Genomic DNA, 18,189 nt, shown 5'->3' on the forward strand with positions numbered 1-18,189 from the left:
CTGAAAATCAACCCTGGCCCTGCGCTTCCATCAGAGCGCGCAAGAGCTTTTCTTCGGACATGTCGTCCTCGGCCGGCTTGTCGGCGGCTTCGGCGCCCATCAGCAGGGCCATCTGGTCCTCTTCGGGCTCATCCACCTCGATCTGGGTCTGGTGGCTTTCGATCATGCGCTCGCGCAGCTCGTCTGCCGTCTGGGTCTCGTCCGCGATTTCGCGCAGGGACACGACGGGGTTCTTGTCGTTGTCGCGATCTACGGTGATCTCGGCACCGGCGGACACTTCGCGCGCACGATGTGCGGCGAGCATTACCAGTTCGAACCGGTTCGGGACCTTGTCAACGCAATCTTCAACCGTCACGCGGGCCATGTGCAGCTCCATCCTTGAAAGGGGTGTGAAGTGCCTATTTAGGGACTTGACCGTGTGAAGGCAAGCCGATTCGCCCGCTTCTGCGGAGGCTAAAGCGGGACGACCCCGTCAATTTCACCGTCCGGCAGATCGGCAAGCATCTCGGTCACGGAACGACCGAGCCGCGGATGGCGCCAATCGGGCGCGATATCGGCCAGCGGGACCAGTACGAACCCCCGGTCCTGAAGGCGCGGGTGGGGCAGGATCAACCGGGTCGGCGCCTCCCGGGCCTGCACCTCCGGCGGCAAGCCGATCCAGTGGTCCAGCGTCACCGCGTCGGGCAGGATAAGGTCGCCGATCGCCAGCAGGTCCAGGTCCACCACCCGGGCTTCCCACCTGCTGGTCCGCTCGCGTCCCAATTGTGCTTCCACCGCATGCAGCCGGGTCAACAGGACATCCGGGGCGAAATGTGTTACAATCATCGCTGCGGCATTGACGAAATCCGGACCCGCACCGGGAGGAAAACAAGGTGTGCGGTAGAATCGGGACACCGCCGTGATTTCGATGCCCATGGCCTCCAGCGCCGATAGGGCGCGGTGTAAATTTTCCTTGGGCATACCGTGGGTTGAGCCAAGGTTGCCTCCTAGCGCTATCAGCGCGATATCGCCTGTATTCGGCGCGGTATGGGGTTGCGACATGCTCAAACTTCCCTAAGGTGCCCAAAACTTTCGTCGGCGTATAGATCAATCCCTTACCACTCACGAGATGTTCGACGAAAGAATTCGAAAGGAAGCATTATGTTCTACCGAGACGAACGGCTCGCGCTGTTCATAGACGGATCGAACTTGTATGCGGCTGCCAAGTCGCTCGGGTTCGATATCGACTACAAACTGCTGCGGCAAGAGTTCATGCGACGAGGCAAACTGCTGCGTGCCTTCTACTACACGGCCCTGTTGGAGAATGACGACTACTCTCCGATCCGCCCGCTGGTAGACTGGTTGCACTACAACGGCTTCTCGATGGTGACGAAGCCGGCCAAAGAATATACGGATTCCATGGGTCGGCGGAAGGTCAAGGGCAACATGGACATCGAACTGACCGTCGATGCCCTGGAAATCGCCGCCCACGTGGACCACATCGTGCTGTTTTCCGGCGATGGCGACTTCAAGCCGCTTGTGGCCGCCCTACAGCGCAAGGGCGTGCGCGTGTCGATCGTATCGACCATTCGCTCGCAGCCACCGATGATTGCCGATGAGCTTCGCCGTCAGGCCGACAATTTCATCGAGTTGGACGAGCTGAAAGATGTCATCGGTCGCCCGCCGCGCGAACCGCGCGAATTCACCGACAAGGCACCTGCCCCGGACGAGCCTGCGGAAGCCGAGAGCGAGGAGGACTGATCCTCTCAGCGAATAGACGCATCGGGGGCACGGGACGGCCCGCGGGTGTAAGGACGATTTGGAACACCGGGGCCAGCGGCTCCGGTTTTCTTTTGCGATGGACCCGGAGGGCCTGCCCGCGCTATCACCGCGCCGTAAGGATATGAGGACGCCAGACATGACCAAGCCCCCGCTGACGCTCTACCTCGCCGCCCCCCGCGGCTTCTGCGCCGGTGTCGACCGGGCCATCAAGATCGTCGAGATGGCGATCGAGAAATGGGGGGCGCCGATCTATGTGCGTCATGAGATCGTGCACAACAAATTCGTGGTGGACGGGCTGCGGGCCAAGGGCGCGGTGTTTGTCGAAGAGCTGGATGAATGCCCCGATGACCGGCCGGTGATCTTTTCCGCCCACGGTGTGGCCAAGGTGGTGCCTGCCGAGGCTGCGCGCCGCAAGATGGTCTATGTCGATGCGACCTGCCCGCTGGTGTCCAAGGTGCATATCGAGGCCGAGCGCCACCACGCGAACGGGCTGCAGATGGTGATGATCGGCCACGCGGGCCACCCGGAAACCGTCGGCACCATGGGCCAACTGCCCGATGGCGAGGTGCTGCTGGTCGAAACTCCCGCCGACGTGGCCAGCATCACCCCGCGCGATCCCGATCGCCTGGCCTATATCACCCAGACCACCCTGTCGGTGGATGACACGGTTGAAATCGTCGCCGCTCTGCGCGCCCGTTTTCCTGCCATCATCGGTCCGCACAAGGAAGATATCTGCTATGCCACGACAAACCGGCAGGAGGCGGTCAAGGCGGTCTCGCCGAAGGTTGAGGCGCTGCTGGTAATCGGTGCGCCGAACTCGTCGAACTCCCGCCGCCTGGTCGAAGTGGCCCGCGCAGCCGGCTGCACCTATTCCATGCTGGTGCAACGCGCCTCCGAAATCGACTGGCGCGCCATCGAGGGCGTGCGCGGGGTCGGGCTTACCGCCGGGGCCTCGGCGCCACAGGTGCTGATCGACGAGGTAATTGATGCCTTCCGCGACCATTTCGACGTGACCGTCGAGCTGGTGGAAACCGCGCAGGAGGATATCGAATTCAAGATCCCGCGCGTGCTGCGCGAACCGGCCTGAGGCGGGTCTTGCCCCCGGATTTGCGATGGTCGAGGAAACATGAGCCACGATGACGAGACCCTGGCCGTCTATGACGCGCAGGCGCAGGCCTATGCCGAGATGGTGGCCCGGGAGGTCACGCCCGGCCTGCCGCGTTTCATCTCGGGTCTGCCCGACGGCGCCCGCGTGCTGGACCTGGGCTGCGGCCCTGGACAATGTGCCGTTGAAATGGCTGCCCACGGGCTTTCGGTCGCGGCCACGGATGCCAGTGTCGAGATGGTCGCCCTGGCCCGCGCGCAGGGTGTCGCGGCGCAGGTGGCGGTTTTTGCCGCCCTGACGGAACAGGCACAGTACGACGGGGTATGGGCCAATTTCAGCCTGCTCCACATGGCAAAATCTGACCTGCCCGATGTGCTCGCCCGGATCCACGCGGCGCTTGTGCCGAACGGGCTCTTTCACATCGGCATGAAACTCGGTACTGGCGAGCACCGCGACACGATCGGTCGCTTCTATGCCCATTATTCCGAGGACGAGCTGTTGCAGCATCTGACCACCGCCGGGTTCACGCCTGATCATGTCGAACACGGGGAAGGGACCGGTCTGGACGGGTCGCTTTCCCGCTGGATTCTGGTGCAGTCGCATGGCTGAGTTCTTTGCCTATACCGACGGGGCCTGTTCCGGGAATCCCGGCCCGGGCGGCTGGGGGGCGCTGCTGCAGGCCATGGAAGGCGGCAAGCTGGTCAAGGAACGCGCGCTGAAGGGCGGGGACGCCAATACGACCAACAATCGCATGGAGCTTCTGGCGGCGATCAGCGCGCTGGAAACCCTGGGCAAGCCCTGCGCCATTACCGTGGTGACTGACAGCCAGTACGTGAAGAACGGCGTGACCGGCTGGATCCACGGCTGGAAGCGAAACGGGTGGAAGACCTCGGCCAGGAAACCGGTCAAGAACGCCGACCTGTGGCAACGGCTGGACGAGGCCCAGGCGCGCCATCAAGTGACCTGGGAATGGGTCAAGGGCCACGCCGGCCATCCCGAAAATGAACGCGCTGACGCGCTGGCCCGCGAGGGTATGGCGCCGTTCAAGGGCTGAGCGCTAGAAGTTGAGCCACAGGCCCAGCGAAAGTTCGTCCAGGGTGTCGCCCTTTCGTGTGTGGGTGTAGCTGCCCGTCAGGTGGCGGCCCTCGCCAAATTCCCAGGCGATGGAGGGCATGAGCTTCATCTGGCTCTGACCGGACTGGTACATGGCTTCGATACCCATCATGGTCAACAGGCGGTCCGCCGGTTTGAACCCGATCTGCGCGAAGCCCGTATAGGCGGTCGAGTTTCCATCCGCAAACAGGTCGGTCGATAACGTCGTGTCGATCCAACCGGGGCCGAAAGCGGTGTCAAATCCCTTTCCCAAGTGCAAAGTCGGTGTGACCCAAAGCCGATCTTCGTTCCCCTCGACCGCAATTTCGACCGCTGATTTGAACGGAAAGCTGTCGGAGGTGAAATGCCACCGACCGAACAGCATGCCGGAGGACAATGTGCCAGCGTCCAGATCGATCTCCATCTTCCCGCCGGCTGTTACGGATGGGGTCAATCCGTATTCCAGATAGGCCGAGGCGATGGGAGCCTCAGCCAATCCGGTGGTGGGCTGTCGTAGCTGGAGTTGCAGAAACCCCGCCCCGTCCCCGCGCGGCCACGCGCCCGCTTCGGCGCCCTGTGTCAGGTACAGGATCGCGAGACAGGCAAGGGTCAGACAGCGGATAACCATGAGGTCAAGAATGGGCCAATCCGGTTAACCTGAGGTTAACGCAAGCCCCCCGCTGCGTTGTCCGACCTTGTTCCGCGCAAGCCGATGCAGCGTGACAGCCGCCGCGTGTCGGGCTCTTTCACGAAATGCCCCCCCTTCGAGGCCATGCCCAAGGGGAGCGATGTGGACTACCGGGCAGGCCCAAATGTCAGTTGTGAAAAAACCTCTGCCATAGCCAGATCAGAGCGATGGCCCCCAGAACAGCGCCAAGAAAGCCGAAGGCCATCCCGGTCATGGCCAGTACCAGTCGCAGCAGCAGGCTGCCGACCAGCGCGCCCAGCACACCGATGGCCACCGTCACCGGCACCGAGGTCTGCACATCCATGAGCCGCGTGGCCAGAAAGCCCGCGGCGGCGCCGATGATTACCAGAAGAACGACTGACATACCTTCAATATGGGGCATCGCCCGCAGATGTGAAGGTCAGGAAATCCGGTCTGGCAGGTCGAAGCCGCGCAGGAAATCCCCGGTGTCCATCGCGCGTTTGCCCGGGCGCTGGGCGCGCAGGATGTCCACCGCGCCGTCCCCACAGGCAATGGTCAGCCCGTGCAGCACCTGGCCCGGCTCACCGGCCCCGTCGGTCAGGCGGGAGGCCAGCAGCTTGACCTGTTCCGTTCCGATCTGACATTTCGCGCCGGGGAAGGGCGAGAGGCCCCGGATCAGCCGGTCAACTTCTGTGGCCGGGCGGGTCCAGTCGATGCGGGCCTCGGATTTGTCGATCTTTTCGGCATAGGTGACGCCCACTTCGGGCTGCGCTTCGGGGCTCAACGTGCCGAGCCGGCCAAGCGCCTCGACGATCAGCCGCGCGCCGATTTCCGACAGGCGATCATGCAGAAGGGCGGTGGTTTCTTCGGCCCTAATCGGTGTTGCCTCGCGCAGCAGCACCGGACCGGTGTCGAGCCCTGCCTCCATCTGCATGATGCAGATGCCGGTCTCGGCGTCGCCCGCCATGATCGCGCGATGGATCGGGGCGGCGCCGCGCCAACGGGGCAACAGGGACGCATGGATGTTCAGGCAGCCATGGGCAGGGGCGTCGAGCACTGCCTGCGGCAGGATCAGCCCATAGGCGACGACCACGCCGACATCGGCTTTCAGAGCGGCAAACTCCGCCTGTTCCCCGGCGCCTTTCAAGGAAACCGGGTGGCGCACGTCCAATCCCAGCTCCAGCGCGCGGGCGTGTACCGGGGTCGGCCGGTCCTTCTTGCCGCGCCCGGCGGGACGGGGTGGCTGGCAATAGACGGCGGCAATCTCGTGGCCAGCCTCGACAAGGGCGTTCAGAACGGGGACCGAGAAATCCGGAGTTCCCATGAAAATGACACGCATCACGCTTCCCTCTTGTCGGACTGGAGCGGTCCTCACCGCAGCTTCTTTGCCTTCTTCAGCAGCATGTCGCGCTTCATTTTCGACAGGTTGTCGAAATACATGCGCCCGTTCAGGTGGTCGATCTGGTGCTGCACCGAGGTGGCCCAGAGCCCGACGAAATCCTTGCGGTCCCAGACGCCTGCCTGGTTCAGAAACCGCACCGTCACGGCGCGTGGGCGTTTGAACCTGGCCGACACGCCAGGAAGGTTGGGGCTGGCTTCCTCGTGCTCGCGAAACTCGATCGAGCTGTGCAGGATTTCCGGATTGGCCATGCGCACCGCCTGGCCGCGCTCGTCCGAGGCGTCCACCACGGCCAGCCGCTGCATGATGCCCAGCTGCACTGCGGCCAGACCGACGCCGGGCATCGCATCCATCGCCTCGATCATCTCGTCCCAGATCGCGCGGGTCTCGTCGGTGACGGCCTCGATCGGTGCGACCGGGGTGCGCAGCCGCGTATCCGGCCACATGAGAAAGGGTCGGTGGCTCATCCGCGCGCCATCTCGCGTTTCAGCTTCTGCATCTTGCGGGTGATCATCTGGCGCTTGAGCGGCTTCAGGTGGTCAATGAACAGGATCCCGTTCAGATGGTCGACCTCATGCTGCACGCAGGTCGCCCAGAGCCCGTCGAAGTCGCGCTCCTGCACATTGCCGTCCATGTCGAGCCAGCGCACGGCGACCTCTTTCGGGCGGGTCACTTCGGCGAATTGCTCGGGGATCGACAGGCAGCCTTCCTCATAGACGTTGGTCTCGTCGCTTTTGCCGATGATCTCGGGGTTGAACATGATCAAGGGCTGCGGCGCGGTGTCTTCGTCCTTGACGCAGTCCAGCACGATCAGCCGCTTGGTCACGCCGACCTGCGGCGCGGCAAGGCCGATGCCGGGCGCATCATACATGGTTTCCAGCATGTCCTTCGCCAGCGTACGCAGCTCGTCGGACAGGTCCGGCACGGTATCGCACACCTTCTTCAGGCGCGGGTCGGGGTGGATCAGGATCGGTCGCAGTGTCATGGGTTTCATGTATGCGATGACCCGTTTGGGCGCAACGCCTCTTGCACATGGCAAATTCGGCGCTAGCTTGTCGCGGACGCATCCGGGGAGCCCATGAATGACCTTTTCCGACGACTTCAATGAACACGTCGACCGTGTCGGCACCAACTGTACCAAATGGGACAAGATGGAGGCCCTGTTCGGTGTCCCGGCCGAGGGCGGCCTGGCGATGTGGACGGCGGATTCGGATTTTCCCACCGCGCCCTGTGTGCGCGAGGTTCTTCGCAAGGCGGCGGACCATGGCGTGTTCGGCTATTCCTGGGACCATCCCGACTATTTGAATGCCGTGGTCTGGTGGATGAAGAACCGGCACGGTTGGCAGATCGAACCAGACTGGGTGCTGACCAGCCAGGGGCTTGGCAATGCCATCGCGCTGAGCCTTGATGTGTGGAGCAATCCGGGGGATGGCATTGTCATCTTCTCACCGGTCTACCACGAATTCGCGATGAAGATTAACCGGGCCGGCCGCAAGGTGGTTGAATGCCCGCTGAAGCGCGATGGTGACACCTATGCGCTGGATCTGGAGGACGCACAGGCCCGGCTGACGGGCGCCGAGAAGATCCTCATCTGGTGTTCGCCACAGAACCCGTCCGGACGGGTCTGGACGCCCGAGGAATTGCGCCAGGTTGCCGAATTTGCCCGGCGCAACGATCTGTTGCTGATTTCCGACGAAATCCACCATGACCTTGTTTATCCGGGCAGCACCTTCGTGCCGATGGACGTGGCTGCGCCGGAAGCCCGCCCCTGTCTGGTGACACTGACCGCGGCCTCGAAGACTTTCAATGTTGCCGGGCAGCGCACAGGCAACATGATCATCGCGGACCCCGACCTGCGCGCGGCCATGCGTCACCGGCTGAAAACCCTCGACTACGGGCCCGGCATGCTGGGTGTCGAAATGATCACCGCTGCCTACAGTCCGGAAGGCGCCGCGTGGGTCGATGCGCAGATTGCGCATCTTGCCGAGAACAGGCGGATCTTTGACACGGGGATCAATGCCATCCCGGGGCTGCATTCGCTGCCCCTTGCCGCCACCTACCTGGCCTGGGTGGATTTCTCGGACACGGGCATGACACATGACGAGATTGCCGCCCGCATTCGTGACGACGCGAAGATTGCCGCCAGCCCGGGCCCGTCTTTCGGCACCGGAGGGGAAAGCTTCATGCGCTTCAACCTGGCCACCTCGCGCGATCGGGTGGTCGAGGCGGTGAAACGCATGCAGGCGGCCTTCGGTGATCTGCAATAGGTGGTGATCTGCGCGAGCGGGACGGGCAGTGACATATCCCACTGACCGGACCGCCGGGCGCATCGCCGCTTCGGATGCCGATATACATGAAACCCGGGCCATGGCCGGGGGTGAACCCGAGGCGAAAATCCGCCCCTGACCAAGTCCGGGCCTTAGCCGTGTCCGGCAGCGGGGCTTACGCCCGTCCGGGGATCAGCGCGACGGGCGCGTTTTCATCCCTGGCGAAATCCAGAGGCGCGCGATCCTCGACCGCGGTGTTGCGTTTGAATTCGTATTTCATCTGACCGTTTTCCTCCTCCGAGGCGATAATCAGGCACTGGTAGAGGTGACGCGACCCGTCATAGAGATCGACCAGCCCGCGCAGTCGCGGCGCACGCTCGATGTCCAGCGCAAAGCCGGTGTCCCAGAATTTGAGCACCGGGAACGCCTCTTCGTTTACGCGTACGCGCAGACGGGACTTTTTCTTCAGGTCGCGTTTGCGGGCGGCTTCCAGACCCTCGCGCACCTCTTTGGGCAGAAATTCCATGTCCATCCTCCAAGACGGGCCCCAATCATGGCATTCGCTTGGTTGCGGTCAAGTTAACCTTTGGCGACACAGCGTTTCCCGGGTCTTCTGTGCAGATTTGCAACGCCCCTGCGCAGGGGTGCCGCTTTCCCCCCCCGCGCACCTGCGCCTAGGTTGGGAAGGAAAGGAGATTCCATGGGACAGCTCGTCGACGGCACCTGGCACGACACCTGGTACGATACCAAATCCACCGGTGGCGCCTTCGTGCGCAAACCGGCAAAGTTTCGCAACTGGGTCACGCCTGAAGGGGCGGCAGGCCCCTCGGGAGAAGGCGGGTTCGCGGCGGAAAGCGGGCGCTACCACCTCTACGTCTCCTATGCCTGTCCCTGGGCGCATCGTGCTTTAATTTTTCGGGAAATCAAGGGATTGGAGGAGCATATTGGTGTCTCGGTCGTGCATCCGGACATGCTGTCGGAGGGCTGGACCTTCGACACGGGCTTCCCCGGTGCGACCGGAGACCAGCTGCATGGCCAGCGCTTCATGCGCGACGTCTATACCCGCGCGGAGCCCGATGTCTCGGGCCGCGTCACGGTGCCGGTCCTTTGGGATCGGGACCGTGAAACCATCGTATCGAATGAAAGCTCCGAGATCATCCGCATGTTCAACTCCGCCTTCAACGGGCTGACCGGGAACAGCGATGATTACTGGCCCGAGGCCCTACGCCCCCGTATCGAAGAGGTGAATGCGCGCGTCTACAGTTCAGTCAACAACGGCGTCTACAAGGCGGGATTCGCAACCAGCCAGGAGGCTTATGACGCGGCGGTGAGGGAGCTGTTTGACAGTCTCGGCTGGTTGGAGGAGCGTCTTGGCGAAAACCGCTACCTGCTGGGCGATCGTGTCACCGAAGCGGATTGGAGGCTGTTCACCACGCTGGTACGTTTCGATCCGGTCTATCACCTGCATTTCAAATGCAATCGGAAGCGACTGATCGACTACCCCAACCTCTGGGCCTATACGCGGGAGCTATTCCAGTGGCCGGGAGTGGCGGGCACGGTGCATTTCGACCATATCGTGCGGCACTATCACTACAGCCATGAAACCATCAATCCGCACAGGATCATTCCGATCAACCCGGTGTTGGACTGGATGGAACCGCACGGACGGGGCTAGGTAGTGGACTCATAAGCTCTGGTCCACAGTCTTGCTGAAGCGAGGGCGATTGCGGAAAGGAAGGTGACGGCGAGCTTTTCGAACCTGGTGGCGATGCGGCGGAAGTGTTTGATCTTGTTGAAGTATCTCTCGAAGAGGTTCCTCTGGCGGTAGATCGCGTGATCCACGGATCGCTGCACCTTCCGGTCGCGCTGGGTGGAACTTTCGGCCGAGATCACCACGGACGGCTTCCGGTCCTATGACGGCCTGGTCGAGGCCGGCTTCAGGCGCCTTCACCGGATTACGAAATACTATGGCAAGGCAGCCCCGGTGTTCGTTCAAGACGGGCGTCACATCAACGGGATCGAGAGCTTCTGGAGCTACGCAAAGCGGCGTCACCAGAAGTTTAATGGATTGCGCAGAACCGCTTTCCCGGTGTTCCTGAAGGAGACCGGATTCCGCTTCAACACGCGCAACGAAGACCTCTACAAAGGGCTGCTTAAATCGTGCAGACTGAAACCGCTCAGGCGCTGAGCTGGAATAGACCCTTTTGGAAAGATGAAAGGGAAGGCCGAGGTGGTCAGCCCTTGTCGCGCAGCAGGCGGGCCTTCTGGCGGTTCCAGTCCTGTTTCGCGGCATCGGCGCGCTTGTCGTGGTGCTTCTTACCCTTGGCGATGCCGATTTTCATCTTCGCCAGGCCCTTGTGGTTGAAGTAGAGCACCAGCGGCACCAGGGTCATGCCCTTGCGCTGGGTGGCGTTCCACAGCCGCGCGAGTTCGCGTTTCGACACCAGCAGCTTGCGCTTGCGTCGTTCCTCGTGCCCCCAGGTCTTGGCCTGGGCGTAGGGGGCGATGCGGCCATTGACCAGCCAGAGCTCTCCGTCCTCGACCGCGGCGTAGCTTTCAGCGATATTGGCGCCGCCCGCGCGCAGGCTCTTTACCTCGGACCCCAACAGCACGATGCCGCATTCGAGGTCTTCCTCGATCGCATAGTCATGCCGCGCGCGCCGGTTTTCGGCGATCACCTTGTAGTTGGGGTCGGATTTGGGTTTCTTGGCCATGGCCGGGATGTAGGCTCCTGAGCGGGCACTGTCCAGACCCGGCGCGCAACGGGTGCGCCGTTGTCGTTCGCGCGCCATGGTCCGCACATGCCCCCGGTTTCCGGGAGGCGGGGTGTGCGCTTACCCCTGCGGCATGTCGATCGTTTCGATCCAGGGTTTGATGTCCACCACCGGCGTGCCGTCGAAACAGTCGATGGCGTCAATGCCGATCACGCCCGCCTCGATGTCCAGCGAAGTGATCCTGACCGTCGACATGGCAATCGGGTTCGGCCGCACCGGGCTGCGCAGGGAGAACACGCCGCGTCCCGCCGCCGTGTGGCGGGGGCTTTGCACGATCAGGTCGCGCCGTCCGCGATCCATCCAATACATCAGGATGATATGTCGTCCGACGTCGAGCCCTTGCAGACCCTGGGCATAGCCGGGCTCCAGCTCGACGGTCGCCGCCGCCCCAGCTTCGCGGGCCGAGCCGATATTGCGCGGCGCATCGCCCGGCTGCCAGCGTGAACGCACGCGACCGATGAAGGCCACGCGCGGTCCGTCGCTGTCGGCGGGATCGAAGGGGAGGGCGACCTCCCCCTCGCGTTTCTCGAACCCCATCAGACGAGGTCGGCGTGACGCATGGCCGCGTCGATCAGCGCCTTGGTGCTGTCCTCCAGCTCGGTCAGCGGCGAGCGCACCTCGGTCGAGCAGCGGCCCAGTTTCGACAGGCCGTATTTGGCTCCGACCAGGCCTGGTTCGGTAAAGATCGCCTGGTGCAGGGGCATCAGCTTGTCGGCGATCTCCAGCGCGCGGGCATAATCGCCGTCCAGCGTCGCCGCCTGCATGTCGGCGCAAAGACGCGGTGCCACGTTGGCAGTAACCGAGATACAGCCCACCCCGCCCTGAGCATTGAAGCCGTGGGCGGTGGCATCTTCACCGGACAGCTGGCAGAACTCCGCGCCGCAGGTCATGCGCTGAAAGCTCACGCGGGCCAGGTCGCCGGTCGCGTCCTTCACGCCGACGATGTTCTTATGCTTTGCCAGCTCGCCCATGGTCTCGGGCGACATGTCCACCACGGAACGGCCGGGGATGTTGTAGATCACGATCGGCAGGTCCACGGCATCGGCCACGGCGGTATAATGCGCGATCAGCCCGCGCTGGGTCGGCTTATTGTAATAGGGCGTGACCACCAGCCCGGCGGTGGCGCCGACGCGCTTGGCGTGTTCCATGAACCGCAGGGTCTCGGCGGTGTTGTTCGACCCGGCTCCGGCGATCACCGGCACGCGGCCCGCGGCGGCTTCGACCGTGGCCTCGATGACCGCCTCGTGTTCCTCATGGGTCAGGGTCGGGCTTTCCCCCGTCGTGCCCACCGGCACGAGGCCCGAGGAGCCTTGCTCGATCTGCCAGTTGACCAGGTGTTTGAGCGCGTCGAAATCCACTGCGCCGTCCTTGAACGGCGTGACCAGGGCAGGAAGAGATCCTTTGAACATGACACGTTCCTTTGTTGTCCAGTTGGCGGGGCGCGAGTCGCCCCTTTGCAAACGCGGCGGAAATTAGCCGTGTTCGGGGCAAATGCCAAGTTTGTGTGTTGCCCAGTGACATCGTGACGTTACCTTTTTCCCATGAAACGGATTCTTTGCCTGCTGGCCGCCATTTGGCTGGCCCTGCCCGCCCTTTCCCAAAATGCCGCCCAGGTCGCCGCGCTGAGCCGCGCAATGGACGCGGTCGAGAACGAGGACTGGCCTGCCGCCACCGAGGCGGCCGGGGCCGGGTTGCCCGGTGAACTGATCGCCTGGCACCGTCTGCGCGCGGGTGAGGGGACGCTCGGCGAAGCGCGGGCTTTCCTTGCTGACAATGGGGACTGGCCCGGTCTGAAGCTGCTGCGCAAACGCATGGAGGGGACGATAGCGCCCGACACGCCCGCCGCCGAGGTGCTCGCCTATTTCGCCGACCAGCCGCCGCAGACCGGCCACGGGGCGTTGCAATATGCGCGTGCCTTGACGGAAACCGGGGCAGGCGAGGAAGCTGAAGGGCAGGTGGTTCTTGCCTGGATTTCCATGTCCCTGTCCGAGGAGGAAGAAGAGGCGTTCAAATCAGGCTGGCGCGCGGTGCTCCGGGCACATCACTGGAACCGCCTCGACATGCTGCTCTGGCGCGGCCTGACCGAACAGGCCCGGCGCATGCTGCCGCTTGTGGATGCGGACCGGCAAAAGCTGGCAGAGGCGCGGATTGGCCTGCGGCGCAAGGTCAACGGCGTGGATGCGCTGATTGCCGGGGTGCCTGCCGCGCTGAAGGATGATCCCGGCCTGGCCTATGAACGGTTCCTCTGGCGGGCGTCGAAGGGGCGCAACGACGATGCGGTGGCTTTGCTCTTGGAACGCTCCGTCTCGGCGATCTCATTGGGGAATCCCGGTCGCTGGGCCAGCTGGCGCCGCGTGCTGGCGCGTTGGTTGATGCGGGAGGGCCGGGCGGAAGAGGCCTATCGTCTGGCAACGGCCCATTACCTTTCGGGCGGCGCGAACCAGAACGATCTGGAATGGCTCGCGGGCTACCTCGCCTTGCGCAAGCTGGACAAGCCCGAGCTTGCGCTTGAGCATTTCCGCAGCTTCCGCCTGGGGGTGCAGACGCCGATCTCGTTGGGTCGGGCAGGGTATTGGGAAGGCCGGGCACAGGCCGCGGTGGGCAATGAAATCGCGGCCCAGGCCGCTTACGAGTTTGGCGCGGAGTATCAGACCTCGTTCTATGGCCAGCTGGCTGGCGAAGCGGCCGGGTTGCCGATGGATCCCGACCTGGCGGGTACGGAAACTTTCCCACCTTTTACCGAGGCCGAATTCTGGAACAGCGAGCTGATGGAGGCCGTGCGGCTCTGGCAGGCGGCGGGAGAACGTTACTGGGCGAGGCGTTTCGTCGTGCACCTGGCGGACGCCCAGACCCGTGAAGGGATCGGGCAACTGGCCGATTGGGCGGGGTCGGTGAACGAGCCGCATTTGCAGGTCATGCTGGCAAAAAATGCCGCGCGGAAGGGCTGGGTCATACCGGGGCCCTATTTCCCGACACCGGACATCGGACGCGGCAACCGGTCGGTGCCGCGCGCCCTTGAGCTGTCGATTGCCCGGCGCGAGAGCGAGTTCGATCCCTCCGTCGTGTCAGGCGCAGGTGCGATGGGTTTGATGCAACTGATGCCGGGAACGGCCCGGGACATGGCCGCCGAAGTGGGCCTGTCCTACGACAAGGCCCGGCTGACAACGGATATGGAATACAACACGCGGCTGGGGTCCGAGTATCTGGCCGCGCTGATCGAACGATTCGACGGCAACCCGGTGCTGATCGCGGCGGGCTACAATGCGGGGCCGACCCGGTCGGTGCGCTGGTCCGAGCTTTTCGGGGACGTGCGCGTCGCCGAGGTCGATATCGTCGACTGGATCGAACACATTCCGTTTCGCGAGACACGCAATTACGTGATGCGGGTGACGGAAAGCCTTGCCGTCTATCGCGCGCGTCTGACGGGAAAGGTCGCGCCGCTCTCGTTGTCTCGGGAACTGAAGCAGTAGGGATTGCGCCGTCTCCTCACGCGCCTCAGGCGCGCTCCTCGACGTCGCGGTGTCGAGGGGCCCTGCCCCTCGAGCTCCCCGGGATTTTTTTGGCAATATAAAGTTGTAGCTGTCCGGTTCAGGCCACCCTGCGGGCGCGGATCTGGTTAATGGTCCCCGCGCCCACGACGATGGCTGCGCCGAGGATCACGTTGGTCTCGATCGTTTCGTTGAAGACGGTCACGCCCAGCACCGAGACGAAGACCAGTTGCAGATAGGCAAAGGGCTGCACGGCGCTGGCCTCGGCGACCTCGTAGCATTTGATCAGCAGCCAGTGGCCGAAGGCGCCCGAGAGGCACAGCACGCCCATCCAGATCCAATCCCGGCCGCTCATCGGTTCCCAGAACCAGAGGCCGACCGCCGTCATCACGACCGCGCCGGTCACGCCGGTCCAGAAAAAGCTGGTCGCAGTGGTGTCCTTTCGTGCGGCATAGCGGGTCAGAAGCCCGTAGAGCGCGAACATGGCCGCCCCGATCAGCGGGATGATCGCGGCCGGGGAAAACACACCGAAGCCCGGCTTCAGGATGACAAGAACGCCGATCAGCCCCACTCCGATTGCCGCCCAGCGTCGCCAGCCGACCTGTTCACCCAGCACCGGGCCGGACAGCGCGGCGACGATCAGCGGGTAGGAGGCAAACACCGCATGGCTTTCCACGAGGCCCAGAATGGTGAAGGCCAGCACCGTGACGCAGATCTCGGCGGCCAGGAGCGTGCCGCGAAAGGCCTGCAGGACCGGCTGTTCGGTCGCCGCCGCCTTCCACAGGCTGCCCGCCCGGCGCGCGGACAGGGCCATGACGAAGGCGGCAAAGAACCAGTAGCGCACCATGACGACCATGTAGACATTGGTCGCTTCGGCCAGGTGGCGCGAGATGCCGTCCTGCATCGCAAAGACGAAGGTGGTGGCGACCATGAGCCAGATGCCCAGCCGATTGTCCGTGCCGCTCATCAGCGGTTCCCCACGGTCATGTGGCGTTTGCGGCCATAGCCGGGGATACGGGCGATCCGGAAACCGGCGGCCTCCAGCGCGCGGCGCACGAAGCCGGCGGCGGTATAGGTCGCACAGGTTCCATTCGGCGCAGTATGGGTGCCGACGGCCAACATCAACTCGTCGCCCCAAAGCTCGGGATTCTTGGCCGGCGAGAACCCGTCGAGGAACCAGGCGTCGGCCTGCCCTTCCCATTTTGCCAGGGTCTTGCGGGCGTCGCCTTCCACCACCTCGACCTCGATCTGGCCGACCCGAAAACTTCGTGCGCCCCTGGCCCAGGCGTCCAGAAAGGGGTCGGCTATTGCCCGCGCCTCGGGGAAGGCGTTCAGCGCGCGGGCGATGTCATCAGTAGCCATCGGGTAGGCCTCGAAACTGGTGAAACGCGTGGGGGATTCAGCCACCAGTGCCAGCGCCAGCATGTTCAGCCCGGTGCCGAAGCCCAGCTCGGCCACGTGAAACCCGGGGCGGAGCCGCGCGGGCAGGTCATTGCCCGCCAGGAAGACATGGCGCGTTTCTTCCAGCCCGTTTTGCAGGCTGAAATAGGGGTCGTCGAACCGTACGGCCACCGGCGTGGCACCGTCCTTCCATTCAAGCTCTGCCGTCTGGTCCTGTCCCATGTGATCGCCTATGAGTGGGGGCAACTGGGCGACAATGGGGAAGGATTTGCGCTTTGGCAATCACTGATGTGACCGTGATGGGCGCGGGCGTGTTCGGCTTGAGCGTCGCGTTTGCCTGCGCGCTGCGCGGGGCGAAGGTGCGCGTGGTGGAGCGCACCGGTGTGGCGGCGGGCTGTTCCGGTGGCGTAGTCGGCATGCTGGCCCCTCACGCGCCGGAAAAGTGGAACGATATTAAAGAGTTTCAGTTTCAGAGCCTGATTTTCGCCGAGGCGTTCTGGGGGCGGGCGGCTGAGCTGTCGGGCCTGTCCACAGGTTACGGCCGGATTGGACGGTTGCAGCCCGTCGATACCGAGCGCGGGCTGGAGCTGGCGCGCGAGAGGGCGGAAACTGCGTTGGCCTGTTGGCAGGGCAAGGCGGTGTGGCAGGTGGTCGAGGCGCCCGGGGGTGACTGGTCGCCCGCCTCCGCGACGGGGCTGGTGATTCACGATACGCTGAGTGCCCGCATCCATCCACGATCCGCCTGCGACGCGTTGGCGGGGGCCATTCGCGCGCTGGGTGGAGAGGTTGTGATTGGTGACACTCCTGCGGAAGGCAAAGTGGTCTGGGCCACGGGGCTGGCCGGGTTGCAGGCCCTGTCCGCCGAGCGTGAGAAGCAGGTCGGCAACGGGGTCAAGGGCCAGGCCGCCGTGCTGGGCCTGGATGCACGCGGCATGGCGCAGGTTGCGGCCGGGCCGGTGCTGATCGTGCCGCATGAGAATGGGACCGTGGCGGTCGGATCGACGTCCGAGCGGGACTATACGTCGCCAGATGGTACCGACGAGCTGTTGGATGAGATCCTGCTGCGGGCGGGCGAGGTGCTGCCGGTGCTGCGCGCTGCTCCGGTGGTCGAGCGCTGGGCCGGGCTCAGACCCCGCGCCCGCAGCCGTGCGCCGATGTTGGGGGCCTGGCCTGGGCGGGACGGGGAATTCATCGCCAATGGCGGGTTCAAGACCGGTTTCGGCATGGCTCCGAAGGTGGCCGAGGTGATGGCGGATCTGGTGCTGGACGGCGTGGATCTTGTGCCGGAGCGGTTCCGGGTGGAGGCGAGCCTGTAACCCTCAAGAGGGCCTTGTTCAAGCGCCTGTGGTGCTCTCGTCAGGGCCGCTGGACCGGGGGGCGCTGCCCCCCGGACCCCCCGGGATATTTGAAGAAAGATGAAAGCAGAGGCGCATTTCCATAGGCGGCTCTCAAACCTCTGCGGTTGCTTCCATGCATTGGCGCCCGTCCGGGCCCCGCACCCAGAGGTCGGTGCCCTTTCGGCAAAGCTCGGCGGTTTCCCTATGCACCAGCGGGGCGGTGGCGCGAAAACCAAACGTCTTTAGTGGGCCCAATTCCCGCGCGGCTTTCAGCATCAGCAACTGCGCCAGCAAGGGGCCGTGCACGACCAACCCCGCGTAGCCTTCGAAGTCGCGGCAATAGTCCAGGTCATAGTGGATGCGGTGGCCGTTGAAGGTCAGCGCCGAATAGCGGAAAAGCAGTGTGGAGGTAAAGCCGTGGGCCTCGCAGCTGTCTTCATCCTTGCCCGCCTCGGGGGGCAGGTGTTTGGGCGCTGTCGGGTTCGGGTCCTCGCGATAGACCAGGTCCTGGTACTCGCGCAATTTCACCTCCCCGTCCTGCGTGACCTCGTGGCGCAGGGTGACGAAGCCAAGCGGGCCGGTGCGACCGACCTTGTGGGACGCTTTCTCTACCCGGCTGTGTTTTTGCGCCGGTTGCCCCACCTGTAACGGCGACAGGAACTCCAGCCGTCCTCCCGCCCACATGCGGCGTGGCAGACCCATGTCGGGGATCACCCCGCCCACTTTCGGATGTCCGTCCCGCCCTAGCGCATCGGATGGCTGGACGTCCCAGAAATAGAGATGGTGGAAAAAGGGCGGCAGGATATCGGGCGGCGAACCGGGCAGGCCCAGCGCAGTATGAAGCGCGTGCGCGCGAGCCGGGTCCATCACGTCGGAAACGCTTTGCGTTCGGGTCAGGTCATCGGTCATGGTGGCA

The 18,189-nt window shown here is 64.0% G+C and carries 23 protein-coding genes and 1 pseudogene; 9 read left to right on the top strand and 15 right to left on the bottom strand.

The window, feature by feature from the left end; genetic code table 11:
* Window positions 1-7 precede the first annotated feature (7 nt).
* Both rpoZ and folK read right to left on the bottom strand, forming a co-directional pair.
* The gene (gene rpoZ / locus Q1V43_RS07060; RefSeq protein WP_300515782.1) at window positions 8-364 is read right to left on the bottom strand and encodes a DNA-directed RNA polymerase subunit omega; all 357 of its coding nucleotides are present in this window, start codon (window positions 362-364) and stop codon (window positions 8-10) included.
* Window positions 365-453: 89 nt separating this feature from the next.
* The gene (gene folK, locus Q1V43_RS07065) at window positions 454-1,041 is read right to left on the bottom strand and encodes a 2-amino-4-hydroxy-6-hydroxymethyldihydropteridine diphosphokinase (protein ID WP_300515785.1); all 588 of its coding nucleotides are present in this window, start codon (window positions 1,039-1,041) and stop codon (window positions 454-456) included.
* A gap of 99 nt (window positions 1,042-1,140) precedes the next feature.
* Here folK and Q1V43_RS07070 point away from each other — a divergent pair, with 99 nt between their 5' ends.
* The 4 genes from Q1V43_RS07070 to rnhA all read left to right on the top strand — a co-directional run bounded on the left by Q1V43_RS07070 (window position 1,141) and on the right by rnhA (window position 3,920).
* Complete coding sequence (locus Q1V43_RS07070) at window positions 1,141-1,740, top strand: NYN domain-containing protein (protein WP_300515788.1); 600 nt, start codon at window positions 1,141-1,143, stop codon at window positions 1,738-1,740.
* A 157-nt stretch (window positions 1,741-1,897) separates the two neighbouring features.
* On the top strand, window positions 1,898-2,848 hold the full coding sequence (ispH, locus tag Q1V43_RS07075; RefSeq protein WP_300515791.1) for a 4-hydroxy-3-methylbut-2-enyl diphosphate reductase: 951 nt from the start codon (window positions 1,898-1,900) through the stop codon (window positions 2,846-2,848).
* A 39-nt stretch (window positions 2,849-2,887) separates the two neighbouring features.
* A complete protein-coding gene (locus Q1V43_RS07080) occupies window positions 2,888-3,475 on the top strand; it encodes a class I SAM-dependent methyltransferase (protein WP_300515794.1) in 588 nt (195 codons plus the stop codon).
* The gene (gene rnhA, locus Q1V43_RS07085; RefSeq protein WP_300515797.1) at window positions 3,468-3,920 is read left to right on the top strand and encodes a ribonuclease HI; all 453 of its coding nucleotides are present in this window, start codon (window positions 3,468-3,470) and stop codon (window positions 3,918-3,920) included. Before Q1V43_RS07080 ends, rnhA begins: the two co-directional genes overlap by 8 nt.
* 3 nt (window positions 3,921-3,923) lie before the next feature.
* Here the strand turns inward: rnhA and Q1V43_RS07090 are convergent, their stop codons facing one another.
* The 5 genes from Q1V43_RS07090 to def (Q1V43_RS07110) all read right to left on the bottom strand — a co-directional run bounded on the left by Q1V43_RS07090 (window position 3,924) and on the right by def (Q1V43_RS07110) (window position 6,991).
* Window positions 3,924-4,586: a hypothetical protein gene (locus Q1V43_RS07090; protein ID WP_300515800.1), complete on the bottom strand. Its 663-nt coding sequence runs from the start codon at window positions 4,584-4,586 to the stop codon at window positions 3,924-3,926.
* A gap of 187 nt (window positions 4,587-4,773) precedes the next feature.
* Window positions 4,774-5,010 (bottom strand): GlsB/YeaQ/YmgE family stress response membrane protein, encoded by a 237-nt coding sequence (locus Q1V43_RS07095; RefSeq protein WP_300515802.1) that lies wholly within the window; start codon window positions 5,008-5,010, stop codon window positions 4,774-4,776.
* A gap of 36 nt (window positions 5,011-5,046) precedes the next feature.
* Window positions 5,047-5,946, bottom strand: coding sequence for a methionyl-tRNA formyltransferase (gene fmt / locus Q1V43_RS07100; protein WP_300515804.1), 900 nt, complete (start codon window positions 5,944-5,946; stop codon window positions 5,047-5,049).
* Between the two features lie 32 nt (window positions 5,947-5,978).
* Window positions 5,979-6,473 (bottom strand): peptide deformylase, encoded by a 495-nt coding sequence (gene def, locus Q1V43_RS07105; protein ID WP_300515806.1) that lies wholly within the window; start codon window positions 6,471-6,473, stop codon window positions 5,979-5,981.
* Complete coding sequence (gene def, locus Q1V43_RS07110) at window positions 6,470-6,991, bottom strand: peptide deformylase (protein ID WP_300515808.1); 522 nt, start codon at window positions 6,989-6,991, stop codon at window positions 6,470-6,472. Before def (Q1V43_RS07110) ends, def (Q1V43_RS07105) begins: the two co-directional genes overlap by 4 nt.
* A gap of 97 nt (window positions 6,992-7,088) precedes the next feature.
* Here def (Q1V43_RS07110) and Q1V43_RS07115 point away from each other — a divergent pair, with 97 nt between their 5' ends.
* Window positions 7,089-8,273: a PatB family C-S lyase gene (locus tag Q1V43_RS07115; protein ID WP_300515811.1), complete on the top strand. Its 1,185-nt coding sequence runs from the start codon at window positions 7,089-7,091 to the stop codon at window positions 8,271-8,273.
* A 175-nt stretch (window positions 8,274-8,448) separates the two neighbouring features.
* Here Q1V43_RS07115 and Q1V43_RS07120 read toward each other — a convergent pair whose 3' ends face one another.
* A complete protein-coding gene (locus Q1V43_RS07120; RefSeq protein WP_300515814.1) occupies window positions 8,449-8,799 on the bottom strand; it encodes a hypothetical protein in 351 nt (116 codons plus the stop codon).
* Between the two features lie 174 nt (window positions 8,800-8,973).
* Between Q1V43_RS07120 and Q1V43_RS07125 the strand changes: the two genes are divergently transcribed.
* On the top strand, window positions 8,974-9,948 hold the full coding sequence (locus Q1V43_RS07125) for a glutathione S-transferase family protein (RefSeq protein WP_300515817.1): 975 nt from the start codon (window positions 8,974-8,976) through the stop codon (window positions 9,946-9,948).
* Here Q1V43_RS07125 and Q1V43_RS07130 read toward each other — a convergent pair.
* Window positions 9,945-10,150 (bottom strand): annotated as a pseudogene (locus Q1V43_RS07130) (transposase); the annotation flags it as partial. The gene Q1V43_RS07125 and the pseudogene Q1V43_RS07130 sit on opposite strands and share 4 nt — an antisense overlap.
* Here Q1V43_RS07130 and Q1V43_RS07135 point away from each other — a divergent pair.
* Window positions 10,144-10,461 (top strand): transposase, encoded by a 318-nt coding sequence (locus Q1V43_RS07135; protein ID WP_300515820.1) that lies wholly within the window; start codon window positions 10,144-10,146, stop codon window positions 10,459-10,461. The pseudogene Q1V43_RS07130 and the gene Q1V43_RS07135 overlap by 7 nt on opposite strands.
* Window positions 10,462-10,507: 46 nt before the next feature.
* On the opposite strand, the gene smpB is transcribed toward Q1V43_RS07135, so the two are convergent.
* The 3 genes from smpB to dapA all read right to left on the bottom strand — a co-directional run bounded on the left by smpB (window position 10,508) and on the right by dapA (window position 12,456).
* Window positions 10,508-10,987 carry an SsrA-binding protein SmpB gene (gene smpB, locus Q1V43_RS07140; protein ID WP_300515823.1) on the bottom strand — a complete coding sequence of 160 codons (480 nt, stop codon included), beginning with the start codon at window positions 10,985-10,987 and terminating at the stop codon, window positions 10,508-10,510.
* Between the two features lie 120 nt (window positions 10,988-11,107).
* A complete protein-coding gene (gene tsaA, locus Q1V43_RS07145) occupies window positions 11,108-11,584 on the bottom strand; it encodes a tRNA (N6-threonylcarbamoyladenosine(37)-N6)-methyltransferase TrmO (RefSeq protein ID WP_300515826.1) in 477 nt (158 codons plus the stop codon).
* Window positions 11,584-12,456: a 4-hydroxy-tetrahydrodipicolinate synthase gene (gene dapA, locus Q1V43_RS07150; RefSeq protein ID WP_300515828.1), complete on the bottom strand. Its 873-nt coding sequence runs from the start codon at window positions 12,454-12,456 to the stop codon at window positions 11,584-11,586. Before dapA ends, tsaA begins: the two co-directional genes overlap by 1 nt.
* Window positions 12,457-12,588: 132 nt before the next feature.
* On the opposite strand from dapA, the gene Q1V43_RS07155 reads away from it, so the two are divergent.
* Window positions 12,589-14,517 (top strand): lytic transglycosylase domain-containing protein, encoded by a 1,929-nt coding sequence (locus tag Q1V43_RS07155; protein WP_300515831.1) that lies wholly within the window; start codon window positions 12,589-12,591, stop codon window positions 14,515-14,517.
* 118 nt (window positions 14,518-14,635) lie between these two features.
* On the opposite strand, the gene Q1V43_RS07160 is transcribed toward Q1V43_RS07155, so the two are convergent.
* Together Q1V43_RS07160 and mnmD are read right to left on the bottom strand one after the other, a co-directional pair.
* Window positions 14,636-15,502, bottom strand: coding sequence for a DMT family transporter (locus tag Q1V43_RS07160; RefSeq protein WP_300515834.1), 867 nt, complete (start codon window positions 15,500-15,502; stop codon window positions 14,636-14,638).
* The gene (gene mnmD, locus Q1V43_RS07165) at window positions 15,502-16,158 is read right to left on the bottom strand and encodes a tRNA (5-methylaminomethyl-2-thiouridine)(34)-methyltransferase MnmD (RefSeq protein ID WP_300515837.1); all 657 of its coding nucleotides are present in this window, start codon (window positions 16,156-16,158) and stop codon (window positions 15,502-15,504) included. Before mnmD ends, Q1V43_RS07160 begins: the two co-directional genes overlap by 1 nt.
* Before the next feature lie 53 nt (window positions 16,159-16,211).
* Here mnmD and Q1V43_RS07170 point away from each other — a divergent pair, with 53 nt between their 5' ends.
* A complete protein-coding gene (locus tag Q1V43_RS07170; protein ID WP_300515840.1) occupies window positions 16,212-17,252 on the top strand; it encodes an FAD-dependent oxidoreductase in 1,041 nt (346 codons plus the stop codon).
* 132 nt (window positions 17,253-17,384) lie between these two features.
* Here Q1V43_RS07170 and Q1V43_RS07175 read toward each other — a convergent pair whose 3' ends face one another.
* Window positions 17,385-18,182 carry a MaoC family dehydratase N-terminal domain-containing protein gene (locus Q1V43_RS07175; RefSeq protein ID WP_300515843.1) on the bottom strand — a complete coding sequence of 266 codons (798 nt, stop codon included), beginning with the start codon at window positions 18,180-18,182 and terminating at the stop codon, window positions 17,385-17,387.
* Window positions 18,183-18,189 lie beyond the last annotated feature (7 nt).

The organism is Aliiroseovarius sp., from assembly GCF_030148435.1.
Taxonomy (GTDB): domain Bacteria; phylum Pseudomonadota; class Alphaproteobacteria; order Rhodobacterales; family Rhodobacteraceae; genus JASBTN01.